Origin of the sequence: Rhodococcus sp. Chr-9, from assembly GCF_000801125.1 — a bacterium.
GTDB classification, from domain to species: domain Bacteria; phylum Actinomycetota; class Actinomycetes; order Mycobacteriales; family Mycobacteriaceae; genus Rhodococcus; species Rhodococcus pyridinivorans.
In genome coordinates this window covers 346,300-360,320 of sequence record NZ_JTIZ01000122.1, presented here as the reverse complement: position 1 = coordinate 360,320, position 14,021 = coordinate 346,300, and the positions used below count along the sequence as shown (strand labels likewise).

The 14,021-nt window shown below is 70.3% G+C and carries 11 protein-coding genes and 2 pseudogenes; 4 read left to right on the top strand and 9 right to left on the bottom strand.

Features of this window, described 5'->3' with window-relative positions; genetic code table 11:
- Nucleotides 1–40: 40 nt before the first annotated feature.
- The 3 genes from QR64_RS20795 to ptsP all read right to left on the bottom strand — a co-directional run bounded on the left by QR64_RS20795 (nucleotide 41) and on the right by ptsP (nucleotide 4,400).
- Nucleotides 41–1,183 (bottom strand): acyl-CoA dehydrogenase family protein, encoded by a 1,143-nt coding sequence (locus tag QR64_RS20795; RefSeq protein WP_006551314.1) that lies wholly within the window; start codon nucleotides 1,181–1,183, stop codon nucleotides 41–43.
- A gap of 171 nt (nucleotides 1,184–1,354) precedes the next feature.
- Nucleotides 1,355–2,647, bottom strand: a complete 1,293-nt coding sequence (locus tag QR64_RS20790; protein WP_052039972.1) for a solute carrier family 23 protein — start codon at nucleotides 2,645–2,647, stop codon at nucleotides 1,355–1,357.
- 85 nt (nucleotides 2,648–2,732) lie between these two features.
- Nucleotides 2,733–4,400: a phosphoenolpyruvate--protein phosphotransferase gene (gene ptsP, locus QR64_RS20785; RefSeq protein ID WP_033096545.1), complete on the bottom strand. Its 1,668-nt coding sequence runs from the start codon at nucleotides 4,398–4,400 to the stop codon at nucleotides 2,733–2,735.
- 133 nt (nucleotides 4,401–4,533) lie between these two features.
- Between ptsP and QR64_RS20780 the strand changes: the two genes are divergently transcribed.
- From QR64_RS20780 to QR64_RS20765, 4 genes are all read left to right on the top strand, one after another.
- Entirely contained in the window at nucleotides 4,534–5,301 is a 768-nt protein-coding gene (locus QR64_RS20780) for a DeoR/GlpR family DNA-binding transcription regulator (RefSeq protein ID WP_019289185.1), read from the top strand.
- Nucleotides 5,298–6,287 carry a 1-phosphofructokinase gene (gene pfkB, locus QR64_RS20775; protein ID WP_039587031.1) on the top strand — a complete coding sequence of 330 codons (990 nt, stop codon included), beginning with the start codon at nucleotides 5,298–5,300 and terminating at the stop codon, nucleotides 6,285–6,287. The genes QR64_RS20780 and pfkB overlap by 4 nt, the downstream gene beginning before the upstream one ends.
- An 8-nt stretch (nucleotides 6,288–6,295) precedes the next feature.
- Entirely contained in the window at nucleotides 6,296–8,386 is a 2,091-nt protein-coding gene (locus QR64_RS20770) for a fructose-specific PTS transporter subunit EIIC (protein ID WP_039587029.1), read from the top strand.
- An 83-nt stretch (nucleotides 8,387–8,469) separates the two neighbouring features.
- Entirely contained in the window at nucleotides 8,470–8,727 is a 258-nt protein-coding gene (locus QR64_RS20765; protein WP_006551308.1) for an HPr family phosphocarrier protein, read from the top strand.
- 77 nt (nucleotides 8,728–8,804) lie between these two features.
- Here QR64_RS20765 and QR64_RS28925 read toward each other — a convergent pair.
- From QR64_RS28925 to QR64_RS20740, 6 genes and pseudogenes are all read right to left on the bottom strand, one after another.
- Nucleotides 8,805–9,480: pseudogene (locus QR64_RS28925) on the bottom strand (hypothetical protein); the annotation flags it as partial.
- Between the two features lies 1 nt (nucleotide 9,481).
- Nucleotides 9,482–9,843, bottom strand: a pseudogene (locus QR64_RS28920) (hypothetical protein); the annotation flags it as partial.
- Entirely contained in the window at nucleotides 9,843–11,309 is a 1,467-nt protein-coding gene (gene hflX, locus QR64_RS20755; RefSeq protein ID WP_006551306.1) for a GTPase HflX, read from the bottom strand. The pseudogene QR64_RS28920 and the gene hflX, both read right to left, overlap by 1 nt.
- A 105-nt stretch (nucleotides 11,310–11,414) precedes the next feature.
- Entirely contained in the window at nucleotides 11,415–12,281 is an 867-nt protein-coding gene (gene dapF, locus QR64_RS20750) for a diaminopimelate epimerase (RefSeq protein ID WP_006551305.1), read from the bottom strand.
- 10 nt (nucleotides 12,282–12,291) lie between these two features.
- On the bottom strand, nucleotides 12,292–13,254 hold the full coding sequence (gene miaA / locus QR64_RS20745; protein WP_006551303.1) for a tRNA (adenosine(37)-N6)-dimethylallyltransferase MiaA: 963 nt from the start codon (nucleotides 13,252–13,254) through the stop codon (nucleotides 12,292–12,294).
- Nucleotides 13,251–13,964: a hypothetical protein gene (locus tag QR64_RS20740; protein ID WP_039587028.1), complete on the bottom strand. Its 714-nt coding sequence runs from the start codon at nucleotides 13,962–13,964 to the stop codon at nucleotides 13,251–13,253. Before QR64_RS20740 ends, miaA begins: the two co-directional genes overlap by 4 nt.
- Nucleotides 13,965–14,021: the final 57 nt, after the last annotated feature.

Here is a 14,021-nt window from a genome sequence, read left to right as displayed (position 1 = left end):
CTCCGCACAGCGAAGCCACCCCGACCTTCTCGTACGTGCCTCAGACGTTGAGGCCGCGCCCGATGACTTCCTTCATGATCTCGTTCGTGCCGCCGTAGATCTTCTGCACGCGGGCATCGAGGTACGCCTTGGCGACCGGGTACTCGCGCATGTAGCCGTAGCCACCGTGCAGCTGCAGGCAGCGGTCGATCAGCTCGACCTGCTTGTCGGTGGTCCAGTACTTGGCCATCGCGGCCTCCTGGACGGTGAGCTTCTTCTCGTTCAGCAGCTCGATGCACCGGTCCACGAACACCCGGGCCAGCTGGGTCTCGGTGGCGAGCTCGGCGAGCTCGAAGCGGGTGTTCTGGAACTTGCCGATCGGCTTGCCGAACGCCTTGCGGTCGCGGCAGTACTGGATCGTGTCGTCGAGCACGCGCTCCATCGCAGCAGCGGCGACGACGGCGATCGCGAGACGTTCCTGCGGCAGGTTCTGCATCAGGTAGATGAAGCCCATGCCCTCCTGGCCGAGGAGGTTGGCCGCCGGGACGCGAACGTCGTTGAAGCTGAGCTCCGCCGTGTCCTGCGCGTCGAGGCCGATCTTGTCGAGGTTGCGTCCCCGCTCGAAGCCCGGCATGCCGCGCTCGACGACGAGCAGCGAGAAGCCCTGGGCGCCCTTCTCCGGGTCGGTGCATGCGACGACGATCACCAGATCGGAGTGGATGCCGTTGGTGATGAACGTCTTGGCGCCGTTGAGGACCCAGTCGTCACCGTCGCGCACCGCGCGGGTCTTGATGCCCTGCAGGTCGCTGCCGGTGCCCGGCTCGGTCATCGCGATGGCCGTGATCAGCTCACCCGAACAGAAGCCCGGGAGCCAACGCTTCTTCTGCTCCTCGTTGGCGAGCTCGAGCAGGTAGGGAGCGACGACATCGTTGTGCAGCATGAAGCCCAGACCGCTGAAGCCCAGCTTGGTGGTCTCCTCGGCCATGATGGCGTTGTAGCGGAAGTCGTCCATGCCACCGCCGCCGTACTCCTCCGGCACCGCCATGCCGAGGAAGCCCTGCGCGCCGGCCTTCTTCCACACCTCACGGTCGACGATCTTGTCCTTCTCCCACTGCTCGTGGAAGGGGGCCACCTCCTGTTCGAGGAACTTCCGGTACGACTCCCGGAAGAGGTCGTGCTCGGGCTCGAAAAGGGTGCGTTGCATCTGCGCTCCTGTGTGAGACGTCGTTCGACATACTCACGGTATGCAGACGAGGGCGCAGTGACGCTGACACAACCGAGCGCATTTTGTGACCCGGACGACCCCGGCGGGTACGCGTCGGTATAGAACGACCCGCGGGCACGGGTCGGTGTCGGCCGATGCGCCGGGTTCCGGTCAGCGGCGCAGATCCGCGAGTCTGCGCAGCAGCGGGTACGCGACGAGGATGCCGATCGAACCCCAGGCGATACCGCCGAGTTCGACCGAGCCGATCGACAAGGTCAGGTCGCCGATGCCGGCGACGAGCGCCGCGGCCGCGACCGTGAGGTTGACCGGATCCGTGAAGTCGACCTTCGCCTCCGTCCAGATGCGGACACCGAGGATGCCGATCAGGCCGTAGAGCACGAGGGTCGCGCCGCCGAGGACGCCCTCGGGCACGGTGAACACCAGCGCACCGAACTTCGGCGAGAAGGCCAGCACGACGGCGGTGACCGCCGCAACGGCGTATGCAGCGGTCGAGTACACGCGCGTGGCCGCCATGACGCCGATGTTCTCGGCATAGGTGGTCGTGCCCGAGCCGCCGCCCGCACCCGCGAGGGTGGTCGCAAGGCCGTCGGCGATGAGCGCATTGCCGGCCATGTCGTCGAGGTTTCGACCGGTCATCGCGGCGACCGCCTTGACGTGGCCTACGTTCTCCGCGACCAGCACGACGACGACGGGCAGCGCCAACAGCACGACCGACAGTTCGAAGGTGGGGCCGTGCAGATCGGGCAGGCCGAACCACGCCGCGTCGCGCATGGCGTCGATGCGCTCGGACGCGATCGCCCCGGTGAACGCCGCGAAGATCCATCCGACGATCACACCGACGAGGATGCCGAGGCGGCCGAGCATGCCCGGGCCGACCACCGTCACGAGCAGTGTGACCACGAGCGTGATCGTGGCGACGAGCGGTTGGGCTTCGAACGATCCGGTGGCCGTCGGCGCGAGGTTGAGGCCGATGAGGGCGACGATCGCCCCGGTGACCACCGGCGGCATGACCGCGTCGATGATGCGCGAACCCGCCGCCTTGACCACGAGGCCGACAAGCACCAGCACGATGCCGACGGCGACGATCCCGCCGAGCTGCGCTGCCGGACCGGAACCGGCCGAGGCGCTGAGCGGCGCGATGAACGCGAAAGACGAACCGAGATAGCTGGGCACCCGGCCGCGCGTGATGATCAGGAACAGCGCGGTGCCGATACCGGAGAACAGCAGCGTGGTCGTGACGGGGAAGCCCGTGATCGTCGGCACGAGCAGGGTGGCGCCGAACATCGCGATGACGTGCTGCATCCCGATGCCGATGGTGCGCGGCCACGACAGTCGCTCGTGCGGTGCGACCACCGCACCGGGGTTGATGCGACGTCCGTCGCCGTGCAGGGTCCAGCCGCGGCGTGTGGTCGTGCGTCCGGTCGTGTTCGCTCGTTCGGTCACGACAGGTCATCGTAGAACCGGCAGCCTCATCGGCGTAGAACAGACCGCCCCGGCCGCGTAGAACAGGCCGTCCCGGCCGCGCCGCTCAGTCCAGCAGTTTCGCTGCCGCGGCACGTGCCGCGACGGGGTCGTCACTCGCGAGGACCGCCTCGGCCGCCTCACGGCAACGGTCCATCGGGACCGAGGAGAGCCGGGCGCCGACACCCGTCACCGCCGACGCGGCGCACGACAGGGACGTCACGCCCATTCCGGTCAGGACGCAGGCGAGGAGCGGGTCGGCCGCCGCCTCGCCGCACACCCCCACCGGCTTGCTCGCGGCCGCCCCGGCCTGCGCCGCGCGGGCCACGAGTGCGAGCACCGCGGGCTGCCACGGGTCGGTGAGTGCGGCCAGCTGCGGCGACATCCGATCGGCCGCCATCGTGTACTGGGCGAGGTCGTTGGTGCCGATCGACAGGAAGTCCAGGTGTTCGAGCAACCGATCGGCGAGCAGCGCCGCGGACGGAACCTCGATCATGACGCCGGGTGACAGCCCGCGCACGCGCACCCGCGCGGCGAAATCGGCCGCCTCCGAGACGGTCGCCACCATCGGTGCCATGACCCACGGCGTGGCGCCGGTGCGCGAGGCCGCGGCGGCCACCGCGTCGAGCTGACGATCGAGGACTCCCGGCGCCGTGGTCGTGATGCGGATACCGCGGACGCCGAGGGCGGGATTGTGTTCGTCGGGGTGGTTGGCGAACCGGAGGGGCTTGTCGGAGCCGGCGTCGAGGGTCCGCAGGACGACCTTCCGTCCCTCGAACGCCTCGAAGACCTCCGCATAGATGTCGGCCTGCTCGTCCACCGTCGGTTCGGTGTCGCGGTCGAGGAAACACAACTCGGTGCGGAACAGTCCGACGCCCTGCGCCGGCGTCCGGCGCGCCGCGCGGGCACCCGATCCGTCCTGCACGTTGGCGAGGATCTCGACCGGGTGACCGTCGGCGGTGGCGCCGGGACCGGACCAGCCCGCCACCCGCTCGCGCTCGACGCGGTCGCGTTCGACCTCGGCTGCGGCCTCGGCGCTGTCCGGGGAGATCACGATCCGGCCCGTCGCGCCGTCGACCAGCACCTCGGTGCCGGCAGGGACGTCGTCGAGACCTGCCACCGCGACGACACACGGGATGCCGAGCTGGCGCGCGATGATCGCGGTGTGGCTCGTGGGTCCTCCGAGGGAGGTGGCCAGCGCGACGACGACGGACGGGTCGAGTCCGGCGGTGTCGGCGGGTGCGAGATCGGCCGCGAGGAGCACGGACGGCGAATCGGGCATCTCGAGACCGGGTTCGGGGGCGCCCTGCAGTTCGGCGATCACGCGGTCGCGGATGTCGAGCAGGTCGGTGACCCGCTCGGACTGCAGCCCGCCCATCTTCTCGAACAGGGCCGCGAACTGGTCGGTGGCGGCGACGGTGGCACCGACCGCGTCGGATCCGGACCGGATCTTCGTCGCGGTCGCCCCGCGCCAGGCGCGGTCCTCGACCAGCACAGCGGTGGCTTGGAGCACTTCTGCCGCGGCACCCGATGCACGCGAGGCGCGGGCGCGCAGCCGCTCGGCCACGACCTTCGCGGCGTCCTCGAACCGGCCCACCTCGGCCTCGCGCGCCGTGTCGGGGATCGAGGCGCCCTGCGCCGGGACCACAGGACGCGCGACGGGACGGATGACCGGCCCGTATCCGATACCGGGGACGACGGGGGTGCCGTACAGGACGGACGCCGACTGCTCCATGGAGATCTCCTCACCGCAGTAGTTCGTTGTGACTCAGATTACTCGGAAGCCTTGACATGTCAACACAGACGGGCGTAAAACAACATAAACCAACATTGTTTTCCCCACAGATCGGGTACCCCCAGGAGTGTCGGTGTACGCAGAGGAACGGCAGCAGGCGATCGCAGCACTGGTGGCGGCACGTGGCCGCGTGTCGGTCGCAGTGCTCGCCGACCGGTACGGCGTCACCACCGAGACCGTGCGCCGCGACCTCGCACACCTCGAACGCCTGGGCCTCGTGCGGCGGGTTCACGGCGGCGCGATCCCGGCCGCCTCGCTCTCGGTGGCCGAGCCTGCCCTCTCCGAGCGCGAACACACCCGCGCCGAACACAAGGACCGCATCGCCGCCGCCGCGACGTCCTTCCTCCCGCCGTCCGGCGGAAGCGTGCTCTTCGACGCCGGCACCACGACCGGCAGGATCGTCGGAGCGCTGCCGCCCGAGGTCGACCTCACCGTCGTCACCAACTCGGTGCCGATCGCCGCGCGCCTCGCCGCAATGAGCACCGTGCAGCTGCACCTGCTCGGCGGTCGCGTCCGCGGTGTCACGCAGGCCGCGGTGGGTGCCGAGGCCCTCGCCACCTTGTCGACGGTGCACGTCGACGTGGCCTTCATCGGCACCAACGCGCTGAGCATCGACCACGGCCTGTCCACCCCCGACGCCGACGAGGCCGCGGTCAAGCGCGCGATGGTGCGCACCGCCGACCGGGTCGTCGTGGTCGCCGATTCGTCGAAGGTCGGTCGGCGCAATCTGCTGAGCTTCGCGTCGCTCGAACCGATCGACGTTCTGGTCACCGACACCGATCTCGACGACACCGACCGTCGGCAACTCATCGAACACGGAATCGAGGTGGTGACGACATGATCGTCACGCTCACGGCCAACCCCAGTCTCGATCGCACGGTCGGGCTGACGGGCCCGCTCGAGCGCGGGAAGGTGCATCGCACCGAGCGATCCACCGTCGATCCGGGCGGCAAGGGGATCAACGTCGCGCGTGTGCTGCACGCCGCGACGACCGAGGTCGTCGCCGTTCTCCCGGCCAACGCCGGCGATCCTCTGCTCGCCGCGCTGGACGAGCAGGGCATCGCCCATCGGGCCGTGCCCACCTCCGGGCCGACGCGCAACAACATCACCGTCGCCGAACCCGACGGCACCACGACCAAACTCAACGAACCCGGAACCCCCTGCACCGGACGCACACTCGGCGAGTTGCACGCAGTCCTGCTGGAATGCGCGCAGGGAGCCGCGTGGACCGTCCTGTCCGGTTCTCTTCCTCCCGGTGTGCCCGAGTCGTGGTATGCCGATCTCGTGGGTGCCCTGCGCGGTCTCGGATGCCGCATCGCGGTCGACACCTCCGAGCGGCCACTGCTCGCCCTCGCCGAGCGGTTCCCCGCGGCGGCCCCGGACGTGATCAAGCCGAACGCCGACGAACTGGCCCAGCTCACCGGCGCGGACGCCCACGAACTCGAATCCGGCGCCGCCGCAGGAGACGTCGGCGCCGTGGTCGACGCGGGACGGGTGCTGGTGGAACGCGGGGTCGGCGCGGTACTCGCGACCCTCGGCGGTGCGGGCGCGGTGCTGGTCACCGCCACCGGCGCGTGGCGGGCCACCGCCGACGACGTCACGGTCCGCAGCACGGTCGGCGCGGGCGACTCGTCGCTCGCCGGATATCTGCTCGCCGAGCAGGCCGGTCACCCCCCCGACGAGTGCCTGCGCCTCGCCGTGGCGTACGGAACCGCAGCCGTCACGCTCCCCGGAACAGCCCTGCCCACAACCGATTCCGTCGATCCATCCCGAGTGCACGTCACCGACGTCCACCGCCGACCCCGACCGCTCCCCTCCCACTCCTAAGGAACGTCATGTCCGACACCACCTCCGGCTCCGCAGGCGGTTCCTCGATCATCGGCACGGAACTCGTCTCGCTCGATGTAGACCTGGGATCCGACAAGAACTCCGTCATCGCCGCGCTCGCCGAGCGTCTCGCAGCGAACGGTCGCGCATCCGACGCCGACGCACTCACCGCGGCCGTTCTCGAACGGGAGGCCAAGTCCGCCACCGGCCTTCCCGGCGGAATCGCGATCCCGCACGCACGCAGCGAAGCGGTGACCACGCCGTCGCTCGGTTTCGCCCGGCTGTCCCCGAAGGCCGACTTCGGTGCGCCCGACGGACCCGCCGACCTCGTCTTCCTCATTGCCGCGCCCGAAGGTGCGGGCGGCGACCACATGAAGCTGCTCACCGCTCTCGCTCGTGCACTCGTGCGCCCGGACTTCGTCGCGTCGCTGCGCGCGGCCGCGTCCGCGGACGAGGTCATCGCGCTGGTCGAGGACGTCCTCCCGCCCCGACCGGAGTCGTCGGGCAGCGCTCCTGCCGGCTCGACCGCAGCGCCGGAACAGCCGTCACCGACAGCCGCTGCGAAGCCGGCGGTCGCGCCTCCGCAGAGCGCGGAACAGCCCGGAGGCCGCACGATCGTCGCGGTCACCGCGTGCCCGACCGGTATCGCGCACACCTACATGGCCGCCGATGCGCTGGCCGCCGCCGGTGAACGCGCGGGCGTGACGGTCCGGGTGGAGACGCAGGGATCGAGCGGCAGCACTCCCCTGCCCCCCGACGTGATCGCCGGCGCCGACGCCGTCATCTTCGCCACCGACGTGGGGGTCAAGGGCCGCGAACGGTTCGCCGGGAAGCCCGTGATCGCATCGGGCGTCAAGCGCGCGATCAACGAACCGGACACCATGGTCGACGAGGCCCTGCGGGCCGCCACCGATCCGTCCGCACGCACCGTCGAGGGCACCGCGGGCGCCCCGGCGGGTGAGTCGGAGAGCGGCAGCGACCTCGGTTGGGGTACCCGGCTGCGGCAGATCCTGCTCACCGGTGTGAGTTACATGATCCCGTTCGTCGCGGCCGGTGGTCTGCTCATCGCTCTGGGCTTCCTGCTCGCCGGTCCCGACATCACCGACTCGGCCGCCGACATCGTCCTCGACAACACGCTCACCAACCTTCCCGAGGGTGGGCTCGGCACTTATCTCGGTGCGGCGCTGTACCAGATCGGCTCGTTGGCGTTCTCGTTCCTCGTCCCGGCACTGGCCGGGTACATCGCCTTCGCGATCGCGGACCGTCCGGGTCTGGCTCCGGGCTTCACCGCCGGTGCGGTGGCCGTCTTCGTCGGCGCCGGTTTCATCGGCGGTCTGGTCGGCGGCATCATCGCCGGCTTCGCGGCCCTGTGGGTCGGCCGTATCCCGCTGCCCACTTGGGCTCGTGGCCTGATGCCTGTGGTGATCATCCCGCTGCTCGCGAGCCTGATCGTCGGTGGGCTCATGTTCCTGCTGCTCGGTCGCCCGCTTGCCGCGATCACGACCGGTCTCACCGACTGGCTCAACGGTCTGTCCGGTGGTTCCGCGGTGCTGCTCGGTGCGATCCTCGGCCTGATGATGTGCTTCGACCTCGGCGGACCGGTCAACAAGGCCGCCTACGCCTTCGCGGTCGCGGGTCTCGACGTCGCCAACACCGGTTCGCTCGAGATCATGGCGGCGGTCATGGCCGCCGGTATGGTTCCGCCGCTCGCCATGGCACTGTCGTCGCTGGTGCGTCCGCGTCTCTACAGCACGGCCGAACGCGAGAACGGCAAGGCCGCCTGGCTGCTCGGTGCATCGTTCATCTCGGAGGGCGCCATCCCGTTCGCGGCGGCCGACCCGTTCCGGGTCATCCCGTCGATGATGCTCGGCGGCGCCGTGACCGGCGGCATCGTCATGGCGACGGGTGTCACGCTCACCGCTCCCCACGGCGGATTGTTCGTGCTGTTCGCGATGGACCGCGTCGTGTGGTTCCTGATCGCACTGGCAGCCGGTACGGTGGTCGCCGCACTCGCGGTCAGTATCGCCAAGTCGATCACGCGTCCCGCCCGGGTTGCCGCCGACGAGGCGAACCCCCAGCCCGTAGCGGCACGCTCCTGATCACAGCGGCACGCTCCTGATCACAGCGGCACGCGCCTGATCTACCCGACTTCCTGCACTTCCCCACCACGAAGGAGATTCCCATGCCCAGCACCACCGTTGCCGTCGGTTCGTCCATCGGCCTGCACGCCCGTCCTGCAGGGATCATCGCCGAGGCCGTGGTCGCGGCCGGTGTCCCCGTGACCCTCGCGGTCGACGGCGGCGAGCCCGTCGACGCCGGTTCGGCCCTGATGATCATGACGCTCGGCGCAGAAAAGGGCACGCAGGTCACGATCTCGTGCGATGACGACGCGGTCCTCGCGCAGGTCGCGGAGCTGGTCGCCGCGGACCTCGACGCCTGATCTCGGCCGCGGTCGCGGCGTCTGATCTCAGCCGCGGTCGCGGCGTCTGATCTCGGCCGCGGTCGCGGCGTCTGATCTCAGCGGCGGGCGCGGCGCCGGACGACGAGTCCGAGCACCCCGAGGGCGATGACTCCGGCGGCCACGCCCGCACCGACGACCGGCAGTGCCGCGGGCGACATCTCGTCCGCGGCATCGTCGTCCGCGGGTGCGAAGAGATCGGTCGCACCGCGACGGATACGGATCGGTGGATTCTCCGTGCCTGCCGCGCCGCGCTCGGACGCGGTGACCAGGTCACCGTCGGGCGGTGAATGCGACGGCTTCGCCCTGCGGTTCGTCCGGGACCGGGACGCGGAAGCGCGGACCGGCGACCAGAGCGGACGCGAGATCGCCGTCGGGGACGTGGAACAGGTAGACGTCGGTGTAGGTGCGGACCGCCGCGACCGTCCCGTCGGCGTTGACCGCACCGCCGGTGATCATCGAGGAGGACGCACCGGGAATGGGACCGCCGGGGGTGTCCGACGGTCCGAGTGCCAGCGACCCGACCCTCTCGAGGGGGGCAGGTCCCGGCACGGGGAGGCCGTCGATCGTGAGTCCGCGTGCGGGCCGGTAGACATTGCTCGAGCCGAACAGCGCCTTCGTCACGATCACAGGTTCGCCTGTCGCGGAGACGAGCACGGTCTCGGCGTCGCGGGGACCGTCGGGATAGGTCAGCCGGTGCAGATCTCCCTGCCCGGTGTCGGGGTCGAGGGAGATNGCGATCGTCTCGCGGACGCGGGTGTTGTCGCCGAGATCCCCGAGCCACAACCGGCCGTCGGGCCCCGCGGCGAGATCCTCGACGTCGTAGGGATCGACGGGCGACGGAACGCGTTGCAGCACCGAGCAATCGTCGTCGAGTTCGACGATGCGTTCGTCCTCCCCGGCATCGGGCGTCGCGAGCAGCCGGTCGCCGATCGTCGCGAGGCCGGACAGTTCGGTGAGCACGGGATCGTCGGGGGTACACAGCATCTCGGTCGGCAGATCCGCGACCGGAATCCCGGTGTCCTGCGCGCCTGCGTGCGAGACCGGCACGAACGCCGCGACGGCAGCGAGCAGCGCCGCCCGGCGTACGACCCGCATCAGGCCGCGAAGTCGACCAATGCCGACGCCAGCGCTGCCGGCACCTTCGCGTGCACCCGCGTGCCGTCCACCTCGTGCTCGGACGACAGGATCTGACCGTCCGAATGGATGCGCGCGAGCAGATCACCGCGGGTGTACGGCAGGAGCAGCTTCACCTCGACGTCGGGATCCTCGAGCAGACCCGCGAGCTGGGTCTGCAACTCCTCGACGCCCACGCCGGTGTGCGCGGAGACGAACACCGCGCCGGGGATCGCGCTGCGCAACTGCGTCAGGGTGACCGGGTCGGCGGCATCGATCTTGTTGACGACGATCAGTTCCGGCGGCGGCGGTGCGTCCGATTCGCGGAGTACCTCGGTGACGACTTCGCGCACCGCCTTGATCTGCTCGGTGGGCATGGGGTCGGAGCCGTCGACGACGTGGAGCAGCACATCGGCGTCGGCGACCTCCTCGAGAGTCGACCGGAACGCCTCGACCAGCTGGGTCGGGAGGTGCCGGACGAAACCGACGGTGTCGGTGAGCACGTACTCGCGGCCGTCGGGCAGCGCCGACCGGCGGGTCGTCGGGTCGAGGGTCGCGAACAGTGCGTTCTGCACCAGGACACCGGAGCCGGTGAGCTTGTTGAGCAGGCTCGACTTACCGGCGTTGGTGTATCCCACGATCGCGACGGACGGGATCTTGTTGCGCAGACGCCGGGTGCGCTTGGTGTCGCGCGCGGCCTTCATCGCCTTGATCTCGCGACGGAGCTTGGCCATCCGCTCACGGATCCGGCGACGGTCGGTCTCGATCTTCGTCTCACCGGGACCGCGCAGGCCCACACCGCCGTTGCTGCCGGCACGTCCACCTGCCTGCCGCGACATCGATTCGCCCCAGCCACGCAGACGCGGGAGCATGTACTCCATCTGTGCGAGGGAGACCTGTGCCTTGCCCTCTCGCGAGGTGGCGTGCTGGGCGAAGATGTCGAGGATCAGCGCGGTCCGGTCGATGACCTTGACCTTGACGACCTTCTCCAGCGCGGTGAGCTGGGCGGGGGTGAGTTCGCCGTCGCAGATCACGGTGTCTGCGCCGGTGGACAGGACGATCTCCCGGAGTTCGTCGGCTTTGCCGGAGCCGATGTAGGTGGAGGCATCGGGCCGGTCACGACGTTGGACCAGGCCTTCGAGGACCTCGGAGCCCGCAGTCTCGGCGAGCGCGGCCAGCTCGGCCAGGCTCGCTTCCGCCTGGGCGGCCGTTCCGCCCGTCCAGACACCGACGAGCACGACACGCTCGAGTCGGAGCTGGCGGTATTCGACCTCGGTGATGTCCTCGAGTTCGGTGGACAGACCGGCCACACGCCGCAACGCGCTACGGTCTTCGAGTTGCATCTCGCCGACGGACGGATCCTCGGCGGTCCAGCCTCCGGATGCGTCGTACGCGGTCGGAGTGCTGTCATCTGTGGTTGCGCGATGCATGCGCTGTGTGTTCGTCATACACCTCCATGGTGTCACGAAGCCCGAATCGGTGCATTCGAGTTTTTCTGCCGCATCCGCGCGGGGGGTACCCAAGTGCGCGCCGGCCGGGCCGAGCGGCGCCGATCAGATCGGCGCCGACCACCAGGTGTCGTCGAGTTCTCCCGTCGCGACCAGCACAGACGGCCCGCGCAACCAGGCGCGACCGTTCTCTATGCGCACCTCGACCGAGCCACCGGGGATCCGCACCTGCACCGCGCCGTCGGATGCGCCGTCGAAGCGCAGGGCCGCAGCAGCCGCGGCCACCGTGCCGGTTCCGCACGAGCGGGTCTCCCCCACGCCGCGTTCGTGGACGCGCATGTGGACCGTCCCGGCCGCGATCGGGGTCAGGAACTCGATGTTGACCCCGTGCGGGAAGAAGCCCGGGTCGAAGCCGGGCGAGGTGAGGTCGAGACCGGCAAGGCTCGTATCGTTCAGGTGCGGGTCCACGCACGCGAGGTGCGGGTTGCCGACGTCGATGCCGATGCCCGGATAGACCCGCCCGTCGATGGTCGCCGCCGACTCGCCGAGGGTGCGCACCGTCCCCATGTCCACGGTCACCTCGCCGAGGACCGGTCCTGTCTCGTGCACGGTGACGGGCTTGCCTCCCGCCCGGCTGCCGACGACGAACTCGCGGCGGTCCTCGAACCCGTGCGCGGTCAGATAGTGCGCGAACACCCGCACACCGTTGCCGCACATCTCGGCGATGGATCCGTCGCCGTTGCGGTAGTCCATGAACCAGTCGTCGGCGTCGGTGCCCTCGGGCAGTTCTCCGAGCGCGCCGGCCGACACCAGTGCCCCGGCCCGGGCCACGCGGAGCACACCGTCGGCGCCGAGCCCGCGACGCCGGTCGCACAGGGCCGCGATCCGGCCTGCGTCGAGGTCCAGGCGGGCGTCGGGATCCGGAAGGATCACGAAGTCGTTCTCGGTTCCGTGCCCTTTGCTGAACTCCATGCGCGCTACCTTATCGGGCTGGTGAGGCCGGTGATGTGCGTGCGTCCCGGACGGCCCGCAACGCGACGTCGAGCAGGTGGGGGTCGGCGCCGTCGAGCCAGTGGATGCGCGGGTCGCGGCGGAACCACGAGCGTTGCCGTCGCACGTAGCGCCGGGTCCCGATGAACGTCCGCTCGCGTGCGTGGTCGAGGTCGTACTCCCCGTCGATGTACGCGAGCACCTGTGCGTAGCCGATCGCGCGACGTGCGGTGACGCCCTCGTGCAGCCCGACTTCGAGGAGTCCGTGCACCTCGTCGACGAGGCCGCGTTCGAACATCAGGTCGGTGCGCCGCGCGATGCGGTCGTCGAGTTCGGCGGTGTCGCGGTCGACGCCCAGGATCACGGTGCCCCAGCGGGGCTCACCGATCGTCGGCTGCGACGCCGCGAACGGTTGCCCGGTCAGCTCGACGACCTCGAGCGCGCGGACCATGCGGCGGCCGTCGGTGGGCAGGATCGTCGCCGCGGCGGCGGGATCGGCGCTCTGCAGCGCCCGGTGGACCGCGGCGGGCCCCTCGGTCTCGAGCACCGCCTCCCACTTGGCACGGACCTGCGGATCCGTCGCCGGGAACTGCCATTCGTCGAGCAGTGCCTGCACGTACATCATCGATCCGCCGACGACGATCGGGAGGCGGCCGCGGCCGAGGATCGCCTCGACGTCGGCGATCGCGGCCTGCTGGTAGCGGGCGACCGTCGCGGTCTCGGTGACGTCGAGGACGTCGAGTTGATGGTGCGGGATCCCGCGACGCTCGTCCGGTGCCAGCTTGGCCGTCCCGATGTCCATCCCGCGGTACTGCTGCATCGCGTCGATGTTGACGATCTCGCCGCCGAGCGCTTCGGCGAGGTCCAGTCCGAGATCGGACTTGCCCGTGGCGGTGGGGCCCACCACCGCGATCGGTACGAGCGTGTCGGCGGGACCGGTGCTTTCTGCGCTCACGGTGTCCAGATCCCCACGTGGTAGCCCACGCCGTAGGGCGCGGCGGAGTAGGTGACGGACGCCGAGCGCGGGCGCGCTCCGAGGGTGGCCGCCAGGACGTGCCAGGCAGCGCGGCCGGTCAGCTTGATGTCCGAACACAGGTCGGGGTCGAGCGCCGCGAGCACCTCCGTGTCGCCGGCGCCGAGCGCTGCGGCCAGGGCCGCCTCGACCTCCTCCGAGCGCGGATCGTAGGCGCCGGGCGCCTTGGCGGTGAGGGTCGTCGCTCCGTCCGCGACGACCAGCAGTGCTCGCGGCAGATCGTCGCGGTCGAGCTCCGCACGCAGGTCGCGGCCGAGATCGGCGCAGTGGGCGGCGTCGGCGTCGGCGGCCACCACGTGGGTCGTCACGTGGGTGCCGGGTGCCGTGCGGTCGCGGATCCAGCCGGCCACCAGCGCGGTCAACGCGAGCGCGGGATCGGGTTCACCGGCGGCCTCAGGACCGAGCTGCACCGTGACGTCGACACCGAACCCGAGGAAGGTTCCGCGCGCGGTGGAAGGAACGGTCTGTTCGGCCGTCTCGGCTCCCACGACCACCCATTCCGCGGCACCGGACAGGCTGCGACCGACCTCGAGAACCGCCTCGCGCAGATCGTCGGTCTCGGAGACGGCGAGACCGGTGAGCTCGGGGACGAGCAGCGGTGGGGACGGCACGAACGCCGCGGCGGTCAACACATCGGCAACCGTAGTCCACCGGACCCGGCGCCCTGCATGGACACGACCTGTTTCAAT

Coding starts and splice junctions, on each gene's coding strand:
- ptsP (WP_033096545.1), bottom strand. CDS start 4,400: ATGGAGCAGTCGGCGTCCGTCCTGTACGGCACCCCCGTCGTCCCCGGT.
- QR64_RS20770 (WP_039587029.1), top strand. CDS start 6,296: ATGTCCGACACCACCTCCGGCTCCGCAGGCGGTTCCTCGATCATCGGC.
- pfkB (WP_039587031.1), top strand. CDS start 5,298: ATGATCGTCACGCTCACGGCCAACCCCAGTCTCGATCGCACGGTCGGG.
- dapF (WP_006551305.1), bottom strand. CDS start 12,281: ATGGAGTTCAGCAAAGGGCACGGAACCGAGAACGACTTCGTGATCCTT.
- QR64_RS20795 (WP_006551314.1), bottom strand. CDS start 1,183: ATGCAACGCACCCTTTTCGAGCCCGAGCACGACCTCTTCCGGGAGTCG.
- QR64_RS20765 (WP_006551308.1), top strand. CDS start 8,470: ATGCCCAGCACCACCGTTGCCGTCGGTTCGTCCATCGGCCTGCACGCC.
- hflX (WP_006551306.1), bottom strand. CDS start 11,309: ATGACGAACACACAGCGCATGCATCGCGCAACCACAGATGACAGCACT.